Here is an 18,072-nt window from a genome sequence, read left to right as displayed (position 1 = left end):
TGGTGCACCTCGAAAGGGTGAGGGTGGATGGGAGGGGTGCGAGTCTATCGCCCGTTGCCCCGCAGGCACAAGCGGCTGCGTGCCATGCCGGGCCGATTGTTGGCTGCTAGCCACGCACGGCGGATTTGAAGGCGGCGCCCAGCGCATCCAGCGCCGCGCGCGGCCGGCCTTCGCGCACGCGGGTGTGCAGCAGCACGGGCAGGCGCGGCAGCGTGGGCAGGCCCAGGCGCGGGCCCACGTCCACGGCGCCCAGGGCCAGCATGCGCGGCGCCAGCGCGGCCATGCCCAGCCCCGCCATGACGGCGGCCGAGACAGCGGCCACGCCGCCGCCCACGAACACCTCGGTCCACGGCATGCGCGCCGTATCCAGCAGCTGCCCGGCCATGGCGCGCACGCCGCAGGGTTCGGCCAGCGTGGCCAGCGGCAGGGGCTCGCCCGCGCGGTGCTGCCAGCCGGGCGCGGCAAACCAGCCGAAGGGCTCCTCGGCCAGCAGCTCGCCGTCGTCACGCCCGGCATGCGTGCGAACGATCACCGTGTCGTACTCGCGCCGGTCAAACCCCTGCAGCAGCGGGCCGGACGATGCGATGCGGATGTCGATCAGCAGCTGCGGATCCTGCGCATTCATGCGGGCGATCAGTGCCGGCAGCTCAGGCCCGGCCACGTGGTCGCTGATGCCGATGGTCAGCCGCTGGCGCGTGCTGACGGCCAGCGCCAGTGCATGTTCATGGACCTGCAGCAATTCGCGCGCATGGGGCAGGAAGTCGGCGCCCAGCGCCGACAGCTGCACGTGGCGCGGCGTGCGCTCGACCAGCCGGCATCCCAGCCGCTGCTCCAGCCGCTTGAGCTTGAGGCTGACGGCCGCCTGCGTGGTCTGCATGGCTTCGGCCGCGCGCGTGAAGCTGCCCAGCTCCGCGATGTGCACGAAGCTCTGCACGGCATCCAGGTCAAGGGGTCGTTGAATCATTGCAATCTATTATTACTGATATCAGCAATCATGGCTTTTCAAAATAGCTGGCACGGCCTACCTTCGAGGCTCCCACAACGCAAAGCAACTCAACGCAACGCAACGCAAAGGAGCCACACCATGCCCATGACCCGGATCAACATGCGCGCCGGCAAGTCCCCCGCCTATCGCCAGGCCATCTGCGACAGCCTCTACCGCGCCATGCGCGAGACCTTCAACGTGCCGGAGGACGACCAGTTCATGACCATCACCGAGCATGACGGCGACAACTTCCGCTACGGCGCCTCCTACCTGGGCGTGGCGCGCAGCGACGATCTGGTGCTGGTGCAGCTCACGGTCAGCAACACCCGCAGCCTGGAGCAGAAGAAGGCGCTGTTCAGCCGCATCGCCGAGCTGCTGGTCGAAAGCCCCGGCCTGCGGCCCGAGGACGTGTTCGTCAACCTGGTCGAGGTGGACAAGGAGAACTGGTCCATGGGCCATGGGCTCGCGCAATACGCAACTTAAGACACGCGGATCGGCGCGACACCCACAGCGCCGCGCTCAGGCCGGCACCGCCAGCGCCGCCACGAACTGCTGGCCCACGGCGGTGATGATCTCGGCACGCGCCGCCGTGCGCAGCTGCACCAGGGCGATCTGCCGGCTCTCGGCGGTCTGGGCAATGGGCAGCACGCGCAGGCGCGGGTCGCCCTCCCAGCCATGCCGCGCCAGATTGGGCAGCATGGCCACGCCCATGCCGTCGCGCACCAGCTCCACGATGGTCTCGATGGAGTTGAGCTCCAGGAACTCCTGGGGCTTGGCGCGCAGGCGGCGCAGCGTGCGCTCCACCAGCTCGCCCGTGTGCTCGGTGCGGTCGAAGCGGATGAAGGGATAGCGCTCCACCATGTCGGCGGGCGCCGCGGGCCGGGCGGCGCGCGGCGCCAACAGCACCATGGGCTCGGCATACAGCGGCGTCCAGACCAGCGAGGGGCGCTTGATGGCCGGGTTGCAGACCACCACGGCCGCGTCCAGCTCATGGTTCTCCACCTGGGCGATCAGCCGGTTGGACTTGCCCGAGACCACATGCAGGTCCACCGCCGGATGGTGGCGCTTGAGCTCCAGCGTGGCGCGCACCAGCTGGCTCAGCGCCGAGACGATGGAGCCGAACTGCACGGTGCCGGCCAGCGGTGCGTCGGCCCGCGTGCCATGCTTGGCCTGCTCGTACAGCGCCACCAGCTGGGTGGCAATGGGCACCAGCGCCCGGCCCTGCTCGTTGAGCGTGACCAGCTTGCCCTGGCGCGCGAAGAGCTTGCGCTTGAGGTCGTTTTCCAGCGTGCGCATCTGCAGCCCCACGGCCACCTGGGTCAGCGCCACGCGCTGGCCGGCGGCGGTGAAGGAGCCCTCGGCCGCCACGGCCAGAAAAGTGCGAAGAATGCGCAGGCTTGGCATAAAAGTTTTTCTTTCAAGATTCGTAAGAAATTCCAGCTTTCACCAAACAGTTTCTATCATCAAAATCGCTGGCAACCGATAGCCGATCGTCCTGATCGCACCCTCCCACTTCCCGGATTTCTGGAGATCTCCATGCCCGCACCCGTGTCCCGCCGCCTGCTCGTCTGCTGCGCCGCCCTGTTGACCTGCGCCACGCCCGGCTGGGCCGCGCCCGCCGCCGATGCCTGGCCCTCGCAGCCGCTGAAGATCATGGTGGGCTTTGCCGCCGGCGGCGCCAACGACATCGTGGCGCGCATCCTGGCCAAGGAGCTGCAGCAGCGCCTGGGCCAGAGCGTGGTGGTGGAGAACCGCGGCGGCGCGGGCGGCCTGATCGCCAGCGAAGTGGTGGCCAAGGCGCCCAAGAACGGCTACACGCTGCTGCTGGGCTCCATCGGCAGCAACACCGTGGCGCCCGTGCTGGCCAAGAAGCTGTCGTTCGACCCGCGCAAGGACCTGGAGCCCATCACCCTGGTGGCCGAGTCCGGCAACGCGCTGTTGGTGAACGCCGCCCTGCCCTACAAGACGGTGCAGGAAATGATCGATGCCGCGCGCAAGGCGCCGGGCAGCATCAACTACGCATCGTCGGGCAGCGGCTCCACCCTGCACCTGGCCGGCGCACTGTTTGCCCAGCAGGCCGGCGTGAACCTGGTGCACGTGCCCTACCGCGGCAACGGCCCGGCCATCACCGATGTGTCGGGCGGCCAGGTGCAGGCCATTTTCTCGGGCATTCCGCCCGCCATCACCTCGGCCAAGACCGGCCAGACCCGCATCCTGGCCGTGACCACGAAACAGCGCGTCAAGAACCTGCCCAACGTGCCCACCGTCGCCGAGGCCGGCCTGCCCGGCTATGCCTTCACGTCCTGGTACGGCCTGTTCACCACGGGCGGCACGGACCCGGCCATCGTCGAGCGGCTGGCCCAGGAAGTGCGCAAGATCATGGAGCGCCCCGAAGTGCAGGCCCAGTTCGAGGCCCAGGGCCTGGACCCCGAGACCAGCGACCCCAAGTCCTTCAGGCAGCAGATCGACCGCGAGCTGACGCGCTGGAGCCGCGACGTGAAGACCATGGGCATCACCGCCGACTGAGGCAGGTTCATTCATGCACGCCTCTTCCTCTCCCTTCACTCCCGGCAACCCCTACGACTCCAGGCGGGTGCCCGTGTTCGCGCGCAATGCCGTGTCCACCTCCCACCCGCTGGCGGCGCAGGCCGGCCTGCGCATGCTGTGGGCAGGCGGCAACGCGGTGGACGCGGCCATTGCGGCGGCGGCTGCCATGACCATCGTCGAGCCGGTGAGCAACGGCCTGGGCTCGGACGCCTTCTGCATCCTCTGGGATGGCAAGGAGCTGCATGGCCTCAACGCCAGCGGCCGCGCACCGCAGGGCTGGACGCCCGAGTACTTCCACCAGCGCTACGGACGGCAGGACAAGCCGCCGCGCCGGGGCGTGGACTCCATCACCGTGCCGGGCGCCGTCAGCGCCTGGGTGGCCCTGCACGAGCGCTTCGGCAAGCTGCCCTTTGACGCGCTGATGGAGCCGGCCGCCGAGATCGCCGAGCGCGGCTACCTGGTGCCGCCCGTGGTCCAGCAGAAATGGGCCGCAGGCGCGCCCGAGCTGCAATCGCAGCCGGGGTTCAGGGAAAGCTTCCTGCCCCGGGGCCGCGCGCCGGAAGTGGGCGAGCTGTTCCGCTTTCCCGCCGCAGCGCGCGCCCTGCGCGCCATTGGCGCCACCCATGGCAAGGCCTTCTATGAGGGCGAGATTGCCCGGGCCGTGACCTCGTTCGTGCAGCAGCACGGCGGCTGCCTGGGCATGGCCGACATGGCCGCGCACGAGGTGCAATGGGTGCAGCCGCTGGCCAAGGACTACCGCGGCCACACGCTGCACGAGATCCCGCCGGGCGGGCAAGGCATTGCCGCGCAGATCGCGCTGGGCATTCTGTCCAACTTCGACCTGGCCAGCCTGCCCGTGGATGGCGTGGCCTCCCAGCACCTGCAGATCGAGGCCATGAAGCTGGCCTTTGCCGACATCTACCGCTACGTGGCCGATGCGGACATGGAGGTGACGCCCGCCCAGATGCTGGACGACGCCTACCTGGCCTCGCGCGCCAGGCTGATCGATCCGCGCCGTGCGCAGGACTTCAAGGCCGGCAACCCCGTGCGCGGCGGCACCATCTACCTGACGGCAGCCGACGAGCGCGGCATGATGGTCAGCTTCATCCAGAGCAACTTCTCGGGCTTTGGCTCGGGCGTGGTGGAGCCGAGCTTCGGCATCAGCCTGCAAAACCGCGGCCACGGCTTCGGCACCGACCCCCGGCACCCCAACCGCGCCAACCTGGTGGGCCCGGGCAAGCGCCCCTTCCACACCATCATTCCGGCCTTCCTGACCCGCGACGGCCAGCCCGTGATGAGCTTCGGCGTCATGGGCGGCAACATGCAGCCCCAGGGCCACATGCAGACTGTGGTGCGCATGCTGGACTACCGCCAGTCGCCCCAGGCGGCCTGCGATGCGCCGCGCTGGCGCGTCAACGAAGGCCTGGCCATCAACGTGGAAGGCGGCATGGACCCGGCCACCATCGCCGGCCTGCAGGCGCTGGGCCACCAGGTGGAGGTCATCCACGACCCCTACCAGGACTTCGGCGCCGGCCAGTTCATCTGGCGCATGGGCGATCCCGCCGTGGAGGGCTACCAGATCGCCAGCGACCCGCGCCGCGACGGGCTGGCGGCCGGGTACTAGAGGATCGGGAAAATGCGCGCGGCGGCTACTCCGCGCGCAGACGCCCCTGCCGGGTCAGCCGCGCCGCCAGCGCGGCTTCTTCGCTGACCAGGCGCTGCAGCACGGCCGCGCTGGCCGGGAAGGGTTCGCTGCCCAGCTCGCGGATCAGGCGGCTGAACTCCGGGTCGGCCACAGACTGGGAGATCCAGCCATACAGGCTGTCCACGCTGGCCGTGGGCGCACCCTTGGGCGCGAACACGCCCACGAAGGTGGTGGCATCGAATACCGGCAGGCCCAGCTGGGCCAGGTCGGGCACATCGGCCAGCCCGCCCCCGGCGCGCGGCCCCAGCACGAACAGCGCGCGCAGGGCGCCGCTCTTGATATGCGGCGTGGAGCTGGTGATCTGGTCCACCACGGCGTCGATCTGCCCGCCGATCAGATCGACCAGGGCCGGCCCCGATCCCTTGTAGGGCACGGGATTGACACGCACCTTCACGGCATCTTCCAGCTGCAGCACGGCCAGGTGATTGGGCGAGCCCGGGCCGGCATGGCCCACGGTCACGCTGCCATCCCTGGCCTTCATCGCCTTGATGAAATCGGCAGCGGTCTTGAAGCGCGCGTCGTTGGCGCGCACCACCACGACCACGGGCGTGCGGCTGACCACGGCAATGGGCGCAAAGCTGTCGGCGCGGTAGGGTAGCTTGATCATCTCGGGCAAGGTGCCCAACTGGCCCGGCGTGGCCACCAGCAGCGTATGCCCGTCCGGCTCGGCACGCGCCACCCAGCCCGAACCCACGGCACCACCGCCGCCCGCACGGTTGTCCACGATCACGGACTGCCCCGCATGCCGGGCCAGCGGAATGCCCAGCGTGCGGGCCACGATGTCCACATTGCCGCCCGGCGCAAAGGGCACGACCAGCGTGAGCGGCTTGGCCGGAAATGCGCGCGCCTGCACTGCCGATGCAGCCGATGCCGCAGCCAGCGCCGCGAAAGATGCCGCCGTGCGGATAAAGCCTCTGCGGCCCGATGTGATTCGATTCATTTTCTCTGTCTCCTGCTATTTGAAAATCAATGACCCCAATACAGGACGGCGGGATTCTCGACCAATACCGCTTGCCTGTATTCTTCCGGAACCCATTCCATCAATGCCTGCGCCAGTTCAATCCCTGAATGGGAATGGGCGTTGATTCCGGGGTGCGGCCAATCCGACCCCCACACAATCCGATGCGGATTGGCCTGTACCAGGGCATGTGCGATGGGGACGACGGCAGGGTCCACGGCCGATGCCGTCTCCGATATCCGGTAGGCGCCCGAGAACTTCACCCAGGCCCGCCCTTCCTTCATCAGCGCCTGCAGGTTGCGGCTGCCCGGCCCGCCGGCGCCCAGCTGGCGCGACGGGTGGCCGAAGTGATCCACCACCACGGCCACGCCCATATCGGCCACGCGCGGCACCAGGCCAGGGTCTTCATCCACGTTCACCAGCAATTGCACATGCCAGCCCAGGCCCCGGATGCGGTCGGCCACGGCCTGCAGGCTGGAGACGGAGACTCCGCCGGGAAACAGCGCATTGCACCGTGCGCCGCGCACACCCAGGGCGTGCAGTTCCTCGATCTCGGCATCCGGCGTGTCCTCATGGATGACCGCCACGCCACGCATGCGCCCCGCATCGGCCTGGCGCAGCGTCTGCCTGAGCAGGCCATGGTCGCGGCCATACACGCTCGGCTGGACCAGAACGCATTTTTCCACGCCCAAGGGACGGAATGTTTTCCAGTAATCCGCCATGGACGCGACAGCCGGTGTATAGGCGCGCTCCGCAATCAACGGAAAATCATCGAAACGACCAAATACATGGAAATGGGTATCGCAGGAATTTTCTGGAAACAGATATTGTTCCGCTGGATTTTCGACTGCGTCGGAATCACCGGCGCAACGGTTGAAACTGGGTGAATTCATGGGCATTCATTTCAAAGCTGGTGCATTGTCGTGACGCACATAAAATTCAGTCAAGCTCATCTTTGTCATCATCAAAATGAACAGCATTCAACATGCAGACGGCGCGCCCCGGGCTCCGGTCAACCTGCGCAGCATCGACCTCAACCTGCTGGTGATCTTCGAGGCCCTGGTGGAAGAGCGCAGCGTGGGCAAGGCCGCCGCGCGGCTGGGCATCACCTCCTCGGCCGTCAGCCACGCGCTGCGCCGGCTGCGCACCCAGTTCAACGACCCGCTGCTGCTGCGCACGGCCGAAGGCATGGCGCCCACGCCCGAGGCCGTGCGCCTGGCGCGCAGCTTCCGCAAGGCCTTCAGCGAGATCGAAAGCGCCATCGAGGTCAGCAAGGGCTTCGATCCGGCCACGGCGCGGCGCAATTTCCACCTGCGCCTGTCCGACTACGTGGGCGTGCTGCTGCTCCCGCAGCTGTGCATCCATCTGCGTGCGGTGGCGCCCGGCATCAGCCTGTCGGTGCAGTCCTTCGACGGCCGCCAGCCCTCGGACCGCGTCGAGTACGAAGGCGTGGAAATCCGCCTTTCCGTCTCGCGCGGGCGCTCGGTGCTGTCGGCGTCACGGCGCCTGCTGGACGACCAGTGGATGGTGCTGATGCGCAAGGACCACCCGGCCGCCGCCGCCCCGCTCACGCTGGAGAAATACCTGGAGCAGGGCCACCTGAAGGTCACGGGCGTGGGCAGCAGCATCGTGGACGAACTCCTGGCCGAGCGCGGGCTGGCGCGGCGCGTGATGTTCCAGGTGCCCACCTGGCTGGGCATGGTGCCCGTCATCGAATCCACCGACCTGGTGGCCGCCATGCCCGCGCACTGGATGCACAGCGTGCTGTCCGGCTCCAACTGCGTGGCGCGCCCCATGCCCCTGCCCGAGCTGGCCCTGTCCATCGACGCCGTCTGGCATCCGCGCAACGACTATGACGCGGGGCACAAATGGTTCAGGGAGCTGATCCACCAGATCTTCCAGGAGGCGTACAGCAAATCCCTGCTCCAGCAGCGCCTGGACAGGGCTGGCACACGGAACAACGCTTAACCCAGCCCTCATGCTTTTCGGTGAAGATGCGGTCTTTCCGCCGCACAAGACATGACACCAGAACAACACACTCCAGCGCTGCAGCGCCGCAACCTCGGCCTGCTCGTGGCCGCGCAATCGCTGGGGGGCGCGTCGCCGCCCATCATCATTTCGCTGGGCGGCCTGGTCGGGCAGCAGCTGTCCACCAATCCCACGGCCACCACGCTGCCGGTCAGCATCTACCAGCTGGGCCTGGCGCTGTCCACGCTGCCTGCGGCCTGGCTGATGCAGCGCATGGGGCGGCGCACGGCCTATGTGCTGGGCGCCATCCTGGGCGTGGTCTCGGGCGTGATCGCCGCCCAGGGCATTGCGCACTCCGATTTCGTGACCTTCTGCATAGGCACGGCGCTGGCGGGCTTTTACGCGGCCTGCGTGCAGAGCTACCGCTTTGCCGCCACCGACGCCATGACCGACCCCGCCGAGCAGGCGCGCGCCATCTCGCGCGTGATGATCGGCGGGCTGATCGCGGCCATCATCGGCCCGCAGGTGGTGATCTGGACGCGCGACGCCCTGCCCATGACGCCGTTCGCCGGCAGCTTCTACAGCCAGGCCGTGCTCGCCCTGCTGGCCCTGCCGCTGCTGCTGGGCCTGAAGCTGCCGCCGCCCCAGGCCCGCGCCGCGGCGGGCGAGGCCCGGCCGCTGGCCGAGATTGCGCGCACGCCCCAGTTCATCGTGGCCGCCTCGGCAGGCGTGGTCAGCTACGGGCTGATGGCCTTTCTGATGACGGCCGCGCCCATGGCCATGGTGGGCTGCGGCCACACGGTGGGTGAGGCGGCGCTGGGCATCCAGTGGCATGTGCTGGCCATGTTCGCGCCCAGTTTCTTCACGGGCCGGCTGATCGCGCGCTTTGGCAAGCGCCGCATCACGGCGCTGGGGCTGGTGATGATCGCCGCCTCGGCCCTGATGGCGTTGATGGGGCTGGAGCTGCTGCACTTCTGGGGCTCCCTGGTGCTGCTGGGCGTGGGCTGGAACTTCGGTTTCATCGGCGCCACGGCCATGGTGACCGAGTGCTACCGCCCTGCCGAGCGCGCCAAGGTGCAGGCCCTCAATGACTTCCTGGTCTTCGGCACCGTGGCCGTGGCCTCGTTCGGCTCAGGCCAGCTGCTGCACACGGCCGGCTGGGACGGCATCAACACCTGGATGCTGCCCATCGTGGGCGTGGTACTGGTCATGCTGGTGGTGCAGGGCCTGCGCTCGCGCGGGACGGGCGCACCGGCCTGAAGCCCGACCGGTCAATCGGCAGGGCCCGCACGGCGGCTGCCCAGCCAGAGCACGGCCACCCAGCCCAGCAGCGCCAGGGCCAGCAGCACGGACAGATGCCATAGCGCCGCATCCAGCGGGGCGCCGGCCTGGTTCAGGCGCAGCGAGGCCTGGATGGCGGCCGTGCTGGGCGACAGCCAGCGCAACGCCTGCAGCAGCTGCGGCAGGGCCTCGGCCGGCCAGCTGAAGCCGCCGACGAAGGCCAGCGGGATGGAGGTGAACAGCACCACCTGCATGGCGCGCTCGCGGTTGGCCAGCCACCAGCCCAGCAGCGCCGCCGCTCCCGCCACGGCCGGGACGAAGACGGCCAGCAGTGCCAGCGCGCCCCAGGGATTGCCGCCGCGCGGATAGTCGTGCCAGACGAAGATCCAGCCGAAGTAGTACAGGCCCGAGAGCCAGCCCAGCGTGCACAGCGCCAGCAGCCGCGCCAGCCAGGTGCGTGCCGGCGCCCTGTCCAATCCCTGCTCGCGCCAGGTTCCCACCAGCAGCGCGCCGCCCATGAGCAGTGTCTGCTGCAGGATGATGATGGCCACGGCGGCGACGACGAAGCTGCCGTAGCCTTCCGTCGGATTGAACAGGGCCTGCATCTGCAGGTTGACGGGCGAGCGGCTGGCCTGGGCCTGCAGTGCGCTCTGTCCGCCGGCCGTCAGGCGCCGCAGCTCCACGCCGGCCGAGACCGTGCCGAAGGCTTCGGCAAAGCCGTACTGCACCTGCTTGGCGGCCAGCGGATAGGCACCGTTGGCATAGACGGGGACCACGGCCTCTTCGCTGCGCACCACGCGGCGCTTGAGGTCGCGCGGCAGAAGCGCGTAGCCCATGACGCGGCCATCCAGCAGGGCCTGCTGCGCCTGGGCTTCGTCACCCGTGACCAGGGCCACCTCGATGCGCGGGCTGGCCTGGGCAAAGCGCAGCATCTGGCGTGCCAGGCCGCTGCCGTCGTGCTGCACCACGGCCACGGGCACGCGCTGCACGACCTCCTGCCCGTAGAACCAGGGATAGAAGAAGCCGTAGAGCACGGGCGCGCCCACCAGCAGCATGAGCACGCCCACATCGCCGAACACGGCACGCAGGGCGCTGATGAAGTCTTGCGCAAAGCCCCTGGCCATCTCAGCGCCCTCCCCATTTGTCGGGGCGGGAAAGGCCGCGCGCCAGGCCTGCCGTGGCCAGCAGCAGCAACACCAGCGCGGCCAGCAGCAGCCCGGCCACCACGGGCAGGCTTTGCACGATGGGTGCGCCCATCTGCAGCTGCTCTATCTGCAGCCGCGCATAGTGGGTATAGGGCATGGACAGGGCCCAGGCACGTGCCGAATCCGGCATGGCCAGCAGCGGAAAACCCACGCCGCTGAACGCAAAGGCCGGCGCCGACAGCAGGCCCGCGCCCGACAGCGCCGTGCGCAGCGACAGCGTGAGCGCCGCCAGCAGCGCCCCGGCCGCCAGGCTCACGGCGATCAGCAGCAGCAGGGCCAGCGCCACCCAGGCCAGGCTGGCAGCGCCCTGCCCCGGATGCCAGCCCCGTCCGGCCGTGAGCCACAGCATGGCCAGCGTACCGCCCAGGCCCAGGCTGGCCCAGGACAGCGCCAGCTTGCCCGCCAAGGCGCCCGCAATGGCGCTCCAGCCGGGCTTTCGCGGGCCCGCAGCCTCGGCCATCCACTGGCCCAGCGTGCGGTCGCGCAGCTCGCGCCCCACGGACCAGGCGCCGGCCGTCATGCCCAGGATGTGCAGCAGCGCGGGAATCAGCGCCGCCGCCAGGAACTGCTCGTAATTGGTGGAGATGTTGAACAGCGACACCAGGTTGGTGCGTATGGGCTCCATGCGCACGCGCAGCGCCTGGGCCGGGTCGCCGCGCTTGGCACGGGCCTGCATTTCCACGCCGGCCGACAGCGTTCCCACCACCTGGCGCAGATCGCGCTGGATCAGGCTGGAGTGCGTGGCCAGCTGGGCGTTGTGCATGAGCACCACGTCGGCCCCCTGGCCCCGCTTGATGTCGCGCGCAAAGCCGGGCGGGATCTGCACCACGGCGTAGGCATTCATGGACTGCAGCGCCCATTGCGCCTCGGAGGCATTGAGCGCCTGCGACTGCACGGCCAGGCCCGGCGTGGCGCCCAGCATGCGCACCAGCTGGCGCGACAGGGCGCTGTGGTCCTGGTCCCAGACGGCGACGGGCAGGCGCTGGACCAGTCCTGCCGAGAAGATCCAGACCATGAGCAGCAGCGCCAGCAGCGGCACCCAGCTGACCATGGCCAGGTCCCAGGGCCGCCCGCGCAGCAGACGCCATTCGCGCCGCAGGCTGGCGGCAAAGGCCGTGGGCGGGTTCGCGCTCACTGCCGCCGGCCGCTCAACGGCCGCCTTCCACGACCACGCTCATGCCGGGCCGCGCGCCTGCAATGGGCTGCTGCGGCCGCGCGCGGACCTCGAAGGTGCGCGCATCGAAGCCCTGGCCGGCGCGCGTGGCACGCCAGGTGGCGAAGTCGGGCAGCACACCCAGGTAGTAGACCTCGAAGCCGGCCTCGCGGTTGTCCAGGCCCGGCAGGCGGCCGGTGAAGCGGCTGCCCTGGGCAAAGCGTGCAAGCTGGTCCTCGCGCACATTGAGCACCACCCACTGGTCGGCCAGGTCCACCACGGTGACCACGGCCACGCCCTGCGGGGACAGCTCGCCCTGGCGGGCCAGCACCTGGACCACCTCGCCGCCCACGGGGCTGCGCAGCTCGGTCTCGGCACGCGCGGCCTCCACCTCGGCGACCACGCCCTGCACCTGGCGTGCCTGGGCCTGGGCAGCGCTGCGATCCTCCTGGCGCGCGCCCGATGCCGCCATTTCATACTGCGCACGCGCAGCCAGCGCCTGGTCGCGCGAGGCGCGCCAGTTGGCATCGGCTTCATCGCGCTTCTGGGCCGCAACCAGTCCCTGGTCGAACAGGCTTTGCACGCGGCGCAGCGAGGTCTGGGCCAGGTCGGCGGCCGTCTGGGCGCGCTGCCAGTTCAGGCGCGCCATCTGCACTTCCTGCGGGCGTGCGCCGGCCTGCGCCTTGTCGGCCTGGGCCTGGGCGGCATCGCGCGCGGCCTCGGCCTGGGCCAGCTTGGCGCGCACCTCGGGGCTGTCCATCTCCACCAGCAGATCGCCGGGCTGGATCTTCTGGCCTTCGGTGACCCGCACCTTGGCGATGCGCGCCGTGACCTTGGGCGCGATGTCGGTCTCGCGTGCCTCCATCTGGCCCTGGAAATACAGGGGGGCGGGCTGAGCCGCACGCCAAAAGCCCCAGGCCACGAGCAGCAGCACGGCCAGCACGATGGCCAGGGCCAGCCAGGGGCGCCTGCGCCCCGGCGGCACGGGCGCGGGGCCGGGTGCTTCGGTGGCGCTGCGGGGATGGTCGGGCGTGGCTGTGCTCATGGTGCGTCGGGTGGGATCTGTATGTCGGCCTGGGCCATGAATCGGTCGAATTCCCCGCTCTGGCCCGTGCTCTCCAGCAGTGCGGCCAGGGCCTGCACATACTGGTTGGCCAGTTCGGCACGCTGGGTCTGGACCTTGGCGAGATTGAGGCTGGCATCGATCAGGTCCAGCGTGGTGCTGGTGCCTTCCCGCAGGCCGGCCTCGCGCAGCCGCAGCAGCTCGCGCGCAAGATCCTCCTGGGCCTGCTGGGCCTGGTACTGGCGGCGTGCCTGCTCCACGCCCAGCCAGTTCTTCTCGACCAGCAGCGCGATGTCGCTGAGCGCCTGGGCTTCGGTCAGCTCGGCCTGCTCGATCTTGCGCTGCGAGGAGGCGGCCAGCGCATCGCGGTCGATGCTGTCCCACAGCGTCCAGCGCACGGCCACGCCTGCCACCCAGTTGGGCTTGCCGCTGGTGTTGACCTCGCGCGAACCGAAGGCCAGCAGCTGCGGCCGGCGCAGCGCCTCCTGCGCGTCGTGCAGGGACTCGGCCTGGCGCTTCTTGGCCTGGACCTTGTCCAGACCCGGATGGTGCGCCTGGGCCGCGGTGACGAAGCCGTCCAGCGGCGGCAAGGGCCGGCTGCTGACGAACAGCGGCGTGCTGGGCAGCACCTGCCGCTGCGCCTTGACCGTGCGCGCCAGCGCCGCTGCGGCCAGGTCTGCGTCGTCGCGCGATTTGCGTGCCTGCTGCTCGGCGTCGGCCAGCGCGGCACGGGCCTGCAGGCGCTCCAGCCGGGAGATCACGCCCGCCTTGAGCATGCTTTGCGCCGCCGTGTCATGCACGCGCACGCCTTCAAGCGCACGCTCGCGCAGCCGTGCGGCCCGCTCGGCCAGCTGGGCGCCGAAGTAGCGCTGCACCAGCAGCGAATGCAGGGCGTGGCTGCTGCTGGCGGCATCGGCCAGGGCTTCGTCGGTGGCAGCGTCCAGGCCACTGCGCACCGCATCGGACAGGCCGCCCAGGTACAGCGGCCAGACCAGGGACAGGCTGGCCGAGGCATTCGTGCTCTTGCGCTGCAAGGCATAGGAGGTGGGCAGTTGCGGCAGCGAGGGAATGGCCGGCCCCACCGAGGGCGGCAGCTGGCCGAGGACGCCGTCCAGGGTGCGCCGCGCAGGATCGAGATCGATGTCGGCATTGGCCGAGTAGCGGTAGCCCAGGCCCGTGATGGCCACGGAAGGCCCGCCCAGCCCCTGCGTACCCTGGCGTCTGAGCCGCGCGCTTTCCACGGCCTTGGCCGAGGCGGCCAGCTGGTCGGAGCCCTCCAGCAGCGCCTGGCGGGCCTGCACGAAGCTCATCGCGGCGGCGGCCTGGGCGGTAGCAGTCTCCCCTGCAGCCTGGGCAGCCCCTGCGGCCATGCCCAGCGCCGCCAGCCACGGCACAAGGCGCGCGGGCCGTGCAAGCAACGGAAAAAACGTGGGAGCGCTCAATGGCATGAATGGGGGCGCCTTGCGTGGTTCACCGATGGTGGCGAAGCTTACACGGGCTTGCAGGCGCGCTCCCGTCGGACAAGGTCCTGTGCCTTGTGCCCCCGGCACTGTGCAGCAGGGCCGATTTGCCTGGCGTTCCATCCCATTTCTGTGCGCAGGTGCCGCGCCATGCCGCTACACTGGCGCCTGCCTGCGCGAGCAGGTCCTGGCGGACCTGTACGCAGGCCTTTTTTTTCTGCCCGGCATCGGCCCGATGCCCCGACTGACCACCATGTCCACCGTCTTCAACTTCACCTTCGTCCCCTGGTTCCGGTCCGTGGCTCCCTATATCCACAAGTTCCGACACCAGACCTTTGTGGTGGGACTGACGGGCGAGGCCATCGCATCGGGCAAGCTCGGCTCCATCGTCCAGGACCTGGCCATGATCCAGGCCATGGGCGTGAAGATCGTGCTGGTCCATGGCTTCCGTCCCCAGGTCAACGAACAGCTTGCCGCCAAGGGCCATGAGGCCCAGTACTCGCGCGGCGTGCGCATCACCGACTCCGTGGCGCTGGACTGCGCCCAGGAAGCCGCCGGCCAGCTGCGCTACGAGATCGAGGCCGCCTTCAGCCAGGGCCTGCCCAACACGCCCATGGCCGGCGCGCGGGTGCGGGTGATCTCGGGCAACTTCCTCACGGCGCGGCCCGTGGGCATCGTGGACGGCGTGGATTTCAAGCATTCGGGCCTGGTGCGCAAGGTCGATGTGAACGGCATCCGCAGCGCCCTGGACATGGATGCCATGGTGCTGATGTCGCCCTTCGGCTTCTCGCCCACCGGCGAGGCCTTCAACCTGAGCATGGAAGAGGTGGCCACGCGCGTGGCCATCGAGCTGAAGGCCGACAAGCTGATCTTCATGACCGAGGTGCCGGGCATCCGCATGGACCCCACGGGCCCGGCCGACGAGACCAACCCCATCGACACCGAGCTGCCGCTGGCCACGGCCCGCCGCATGCTGGCCGAGCTGCCCACGCCCGAGCAGCCCACGGACACGGGCTTTTACCTGCAGCACTGCGTGCATGCCTGCGAGCACGGCGTGGAGCGCAGCCACATCCTGCCCTTTGCGATCGACGGCGCCCTGCTGCTGGAGATCTATGTGCACGACGGCATCGGCACCATGGTGATCGACGAGAAGCTGGAGGAGCTGCGCGAGGCCACGCCCGACGACGTGGCCGGCATCATCCAGCTGATCGAGCCCTTCGAGAAGGACGGCACCCTGGTCAAGCGCAGCCGCACCGAGATCGAGCGCGACATCGCCCACTACACCATCATCGAACACGATGGCGTGATCTTCGGCTGCGCCGCGCTCTACCCCTATCCCAGCGCCCGGACGGCCGAGATGGCGGCCGTCACCGTCTCGCCCAAGAGCCAGGGCACGGGCGATGGCGAGAAGCTGCTCAAGCGCATAGAGCAGCGCGCCAAGGCCCAGGGCCTGGACAGCCTGTTCGTGCTGACCACGCGCACCATGCACTGGTTCATCAAGCGCGGCTTCCAGCCCGTGGACCCCGACTGGCTGCCCGAGGCGCGCAAGGCCAAGTACAACTGGGACCGCAAAAGTCAGGTCCTGGTCAAGAAGTTGTAACCCCCTGAGGCGCTGTGCGCCTTCCCCCTCACGAGGGGGGCATACGGGCGGCCGGCGACACCCTCGGTGCGGGGGCGGCGCGGCCGGCCCAGGCCCTTCCTCGGTGTCTCTCGTCTTCAGGCCGCGCCAATTTTCTGAAATCGCCCAAATCAAGCGACATGGTGGCGCAACTTAGCCTTGCACTGCTGCCTGCCAGCGTGCGGCCGCCTTGCCGGCCGCTGCCAGCGCCGCATCGCGCTGCGGCGCATCGGCCGGGCATTCGGTGAGGTAGCCGGTCACCAGCAGCGGTGCGCTTTGCGGCGTGGGCCAGGCGATGACGGCATCGTTGGCCGTGCCGCGATCGCCGGTGCCCGTCTTTCCACCCACACGCCAGCCGGCCGGCATACCCGCGCGCAGGCGCTTGTCGCCCGTGCGGCTGGCCACCAGCCACTGCTGCAGCAGCGCGCGGCCATGGCCGTCCAGCACCGATCCCAGCAGCAGGCGCTGCATGCTTTGCACCATGGCCAGCGGCGTGGTGGTGTCGCGCTCGTCGCCGGGCAGGCCTTCGTTGAGCTCGGGCTCCATGCGGTCCAGGCGCGTGGTCTCGTCGCCGCTGGCGCGCAGCCACTGCGTCAGCGCCTGCGGGCCGCCGCTGGCGTCCAGCAGCAGGTTGGCGGCCGTGTTGTCGCTGAGCACCACGGCGGCCTCGCACAGCTCGGAAATGGTCATGCCGCCACCATCACCGGCACGCGGGCCGCTGGCCGGCGAGTAGGGAACCAGCCGGGAGCTGGCGTAGTGCACGCGGCGCGACAGGCGCTCATCGCCCTGCTGCACGCGGTCCAGCACCTGGGCGGCCAGCAGCAGCTTGAAGGTGCTGCACATGGCAAAGCGCTCGTCGCCGCGGTGGTCCACGCTGGCGCCCGACTCCACCTCCAGCACGGCCACGCCGAGCCGGCCGCCCACACTTTTCTCGATGCGTGCCAGTTCGGTCCTGAAGGCCTGGTCGGCAGCCCCCTGTTTTTTTGATGGCAGGGCGCAGCCGGCCAGCCCGGCCGCCATCCAGGCGGCCGCGCCGCCCGTCATCAGAAAATCGCGTCTTTGCATTGTTTTTCCTTTTCAGTTGCAGATCGACAACCGCAACGATAGCGCCGCGCCCAATCTGCGACCAGCGTGAATAATTGGCAGCATCCCTTAGAAAAACTATTGGCTCCACCATGCAACTGCCCCTCAATGCCCTGCGCATGTTCGATGCGGCCGCGCGCCATCTCAATCTCACGCGGGCAGCCCAGGAGCTGCATGTCACCCAGGCCGCCGTCAGCCAGCACATCCGCAACCTGGAGGAGCGCCTGGGCAAGCCGCTGTTCCGGCGCCTGCCGCGCGGCCTGGCGCTGACCGACGAGGGCCATGCGCTGTGGCCTGCCGTGGCCGAGAGCTTTGCGCGCATAGAGCATTCGCTGCAGCAGGTGGCCGAGCCGCGCCCGCGCGAGGTCCTCACCGTGGGCGTGGTCGGCACCTTCGCCATCGGCTGGCTGATTCCGCGGCTGGAGCAGTTCCAGCAGCAGCACCCCTACATCGACCTGCGATTGCTCACGCACAACAACCGCGTGGACCTTGCCGGCGAAGGTCTGGATGCAGCCGTGCGCTTCGGCGACGGTGCCTGGCCGGGCACGCACGCCGAAATGCTGCTGCGCGCGCCCTTGACGCCCATGTGCACCCCGGCCCTGGCCCAGCGCCTGCGCCAGCCGGCCGACCTGGCCGGGCAGACGCTGCTGCGCTCGTACCGCCTGCAGGAATGGGAGAGCTGGTTTGCCACGCTGGACCAGAGCGCGCCGCTGGCGCGCGGGGCCATGTTCGACTCCTCGCTGACGCTGGCCGAGGCGGCGGCCCAGGGCGCGGGCGTGGCCCTGCTGCCGGCGCGCATGTTCCAGCACCTGCTGCAGCAGGGCCGGCTGGTGCGCCCCTTCGAGCAGGAGGTGGACACGGGCGCCTACTGGCTGACCCATCTGCGCTCGCGCGCACCCAGTGCGGCGCTCAAGACCTTCAGGCAATGGCTGCTGGCGCAGCTGCAATAGCCACGGACGCCCGCGGCAAGACCCGCAGGCCGCCTGACTTTGGCCCCGGCGCTATCATCTGCCGCTTTTGCTCCCTAGCCCCTAGCCCCTAGCCCC

General features: G+C 69.4%; 16 protein-coding genes. 7 read left to right on the top strand and 9 right to left on the bottom strand.

The window, feature by feature from the left end; translation table 11 throughout:
• Positions 1–106: 106 nt before the first annotated feature.
• Complete coding sequence (locus ACFPFG_RS29915) at positions 107–964, bottom strand: LysR family transcriptional regulator (RefSeq protein ID WP_380109511.1); 858 nt, start codon at positions 962–964, stop codon at positions 107–109.
• Positions 965–1,084: 120 nt separating this feature from the next.
• Between ACFPFG_RS29915 and ACFPFG_RS29910 the strand changes: the two genes are divergently transcribed.
• The gene (locus tag ACFPFG_RS29910) at positions 1,085–1,468 is read left to right on the top strand and encodes a tautomerase family protein (protein ID WP_034395446.1); all 384 of its coding nucleotides are present in this window, start codon (positions 1,085–1,087) and stop codon (positions 1,466–1,468) included.
• A gap of 36 nt (positions 1,469–1,504) precedes the next feature.
• On the opposite strand, the gene ACFPFG_RS29905 is transcribed toward ACFPFG_RS29910, so the two are convergent.
• Entirely contained in the window at positions 1,505–2,389 is an 885-nt protein-coding gene (locus ACFPFG_RS29905; RefSeq protein ID WP_197955865.1) for a LysR family transcriptional regulator, read from the bottom strand.
• A 132-nt stretch (positions 2,390–2,521) separates the two neighbouring features.
• On the opposite strand from ACFPFG_RS29905, the gene ACFPFG_RS29900 reads away from it, so the two are divergent.
• Positions 2,522–3,511, top strand: coding sequence for a Bug family tripartite tricarboxylate transporter substrate binding protein (locus ACFPFG_RS29900; RefSeq protein WP_374617490.1), 990 nt, complete (start codon positions 2,522–2,524; stop codon positions 3,509–3,511).
• A gap of 13 nt (positions 3,512–3,524) precedes the next feature.
• Positions 3,525–5,156: a gamma-glutamyltransferase family protein gene (locus tag ACFPFG_RS29895; RefSeq protein WP_380109508.1), complete on the top strand. Its 1,632-nt coding sequence runs from the start codon at positions 3,525–3,527 to the stop codon at positions 5,154–5,156.
• Between the two features lie 25 nt (positions 5,157–5,181).
• On the opposite strand, the gene ACFPFG_RS29890 is transcribed toward ACFPFG_RS29895, so the two are convergent.
• The gene (locus ACFPFG_RS29890) at positions 5,182–6,177 is read right to left on the bottom strand and encodes a tripartite tricarboxylate transporter substrate binding protein (protein ID WP_183021852.1); all 996 of its coding nucleotides are present in this window, start codon (positions 6,175–6,177) and stop codon (positions 5,182–5,184) included.
• Positions 6,178–6,203: 26 nt separating this feature from the next.
• Positions 6,204–7,088 (bottom strand): amidohydrolase family protein, encoded by an 885-nt coding sequence (locus ACFPFG_RS29885; protein ID WP_380109506.1) that lies wholly within the window; start codon positions 7,086–7,088, stop codon positions 6,204–6,206.
• A 76-nt stretch (positions 7,089–7,164) separates the two neighbouring features.
• Here ACFPFG_RS29885 and ACFPFG_RS29880 point away from each other — a divergent pair, with 76 nt between their 5' ends.
• Both ACFPFG_RS29880 and ACFPFG_RS29875 read left to right on the top strand, forming a co-directional pair.
• Positions 7,165–8,163 carry a LysR family transcriptional regulator gene (locus tag ACFPFG_RS29880; RefSeq protein WP_380109504.1) on the top strand — a complete coding sequence of 333 codons (999 nt, stop codon included), beginning with the start codon at positions 7,165–7,167 and terminating at the stop codon, positions 8,161–8,163.
• Between the two features lie 51 nt (positions 8,164–8,214).
• On the top strand, positions 8,215–9,423 hold the full coding sequence (locus tag ACFPFG_RS29875) for an MFS transporter (RefSeq protein ID WP_312378268.1): 1,209 nt from the start codon (positions 8,215–8,217) through the stop codon (positions 9,421–9,423).
• Between the two features lie 11 nt (positions 9,424–9,434).
• On the opposite strand, the gene ACFPFG_RS29870 is transcribed toward ACFPFG_RS29875, so the two are convergent.
• The 4 genes from ACFPFG_RS29870 to ACFPFG_RS29855 are packed head-to-tail and all read right to left on the bottom strand — an operon-like array spanning position 9,435 to position 14,313.
• Entirely contained in the window at positions 9,435–10,568 is a 1,134-nt protein-coding gene (locus ACFPFG_RS29870; protein ID WP_380109502.1) for an ABC transporter permease, read from the bottom strand.
• 1 nt (position 10,569) lies between these two features.
• Entirely contained in the window at positions 10,570–11,784 is a 1,215-nt protein-coding gene (locus ACFPFG_RS29865) for an ABC transporter permease (RefSeq protein WP_380109500.1), read from the bottom strand.
• A 13-nt stretch (positions 11,785–11,797) separates the two neighbouring features.
• Positions 11,798–12,847 (bottom strand): HlyD family secretion protein, encoded by a 1,050-nt coding sequence (locus ACFPFG_RS29860; RefSeq protein WP_016448246.1) that lies wholly within the window; start codon positions 12,845–12,847, stop codon positions 11,798–11,800.
• Positions 12,844–14,313 carry a TolC family protein gene (locus tag ACFPFG_RS29855; RefSeq protein WP_380109497.1) on the bottom strand — a complete coding sequence of 490 codons (1,470 nt, stop codon included), beginning with the start codon at positions 14,311–14,313 and terminating at the stop codon, positions 12,844–12,846. Before ACFPFG_RS29855 ends, ACFPFG_RS29860 begins: the two co-directional genes overlap by 4 nt.
• Before the next feature lie 265 nt (positions 14,314–14,578).
• Here ACFPFG_RS29855 and argA point away from each other — a divergent pair, with 265 nt between their 5' ends.
• Positions 14,579–15,925, top strand: a complete 1,347-nt coding sequence (argA, locus tag ACFPFG_RS29850; RefSeq protein WP_380110357.1) for an amino-acid N-acetyltransferase — start codon at positions 14,579–14,581, stop codon at positions 15,923–15,925.
• A gap of 171 nt (positions 15,926–16,096) precedes the next feature.
• Here the strand turns inward: argA and bla are convergent, their stop codons facing one another.
• Entirely contained in the window at positions 16,097–17,008 is a 912-nt protein-coding gene (bla, locus tag ACFPFG_RS29845) for a class A beta-lactamase (RefSeq protein WP_380109495.1), read from the bottom strand.
• Positions 17,009–17,118: 110 nt separating this feature from the next.
• Here bla and ACFPFG_RS29840 point away from each other — a divergent pair, with 110 nt between their 5' ends.
• Complete coding sequence (locus ACFPFG_RS29840) at positions 17,119–17,976, top strand: LysR family transcriptional regulator (RefSeq protein ID WP_183021861.1); 858 nt, start codon at positions 17,119–17,121, stop codon at positions 17,974–17,976.
• The last annotated feature ends 96 nt before the right edge of the window (positions 17,977–18,072 follow it).

Source organism: Delftia deserti (assembly GCF_042653485.1).
GTDB classification, from domain to species: domain Bacteria; phylum Pseudomonadota; class Gammaproteobacteria; order Burkholderiales; family Burkholderiaceae_C; genus Comamonas; species Comamonas acidovorans.
The sequence above is the reverse complement of the archived record's forward strand: the minus strand, read 5'-3'. Positions and strand labels throughout refer to the sequence as shown.

Coding starts and splice junctions, on each gene's coding strand:
- ACFPFG_RS29885 (WP_380109506.1), bottom strand. CDS start 7,088: ATGAATTCACCCAGTTTCAACCGTTGCGCCGGTGATTCCGACGCAGTC.
- ACFPFG_RS29900 (WP_374617490.1), top strand. CDS start 2,522: ATGCCCGCACCCGTGTCCCGCCGCCTGCTCGTCTGCTGCGCCGCCCTG.
- ACFPFG_RS29855 (WP_380109497.1), bottom strand. CDS start 14,313: ATGCCATTGAGCGCTCCCACGTTTTTTCCGTTGCTTGCACGGCCCGCG.
- ACFPFG_RS29895 (WP_380109508.1), top strand. CDS start 3,525: ATGCACGCCTCTTCCTCTCCCTTCACTCCCGGCAACCCCTACGACTCC.
- ACFPFG_RS29910 (WP_034395446.1), top strand. CDS start 1,085: ATGCCCATGACCCGGATCAACATGCGCGCCGGCAAGTCCCCCGCCTAT.
- ACFPFG_RS29905 (WP_197955865.1), bottom strand. CDS start 2,389: ATGCCAAGCCTGCGCATTCTTCGCACTTTTCTGGCCGTGGCGGCCGAG.
- argA (WP_380110357.1), top strand. CDS start 14,579: ATGTCCACCGTCTTCAACTTCACCTTCGTCCCCTGGTTCCGGTCCGTG.
- ACFPFG_RS29840 (WP_183021861.1), top strand. CDS start 17,119: ATGCAACTGCCCCTCAATGCCCTGCGCATGTTCGATGCGGCCGCGCGC.
- ACFPFG_RS29875 (WP_312378268.1), top strand. CDS start 8,215: ATGACACCAGAACAACACACTCCAGCGCTGCAGCGCCGCAACCTCGGC.
- ACFPFG_RS29880 (WP_380109504.1), top strand. CDS start 7,165: ATGAACAGCATTCAACATGCAGACGGCGCGCCCCGGGCTCCGGTCAAC.
- bla (WP_380109495.1), bottom strand. CDS start 17,008: ATGCAAAGACGCGATTTTCTGATGACGGGCGGCGCGGCCGCCTGGATG.
- ACFPFG_RS29860 (WP_016448246.1), bottom strand. CDS start 12,847: ATGAGCACAGCCACGCCCGACCATCCCCGCAGCGCCACCGAAGCACCC.
- ACFPFG_RS29890 (WP_183021852.1), bottom strand. CDS start 6,177: ATGAATCGAATCACATCGGGCCGCAGAGGCTTTATCCGCACGGCGGCA.
- ACFPFG_RS29870 (WP_380109502.1), bottom strand. CDS start 10,568: ATGGCCAGGGGCTTTGCGCAAGACTTCATCAGCGCCCTGCGTGCCGTG.
- ACFPFG_RS29915 (WP_380109511.1), bottom strand. CDS start 964: ATGATTCAACGACCCCTTGACCTGGATGCCGTGCAGAGCTTCGTGCAC.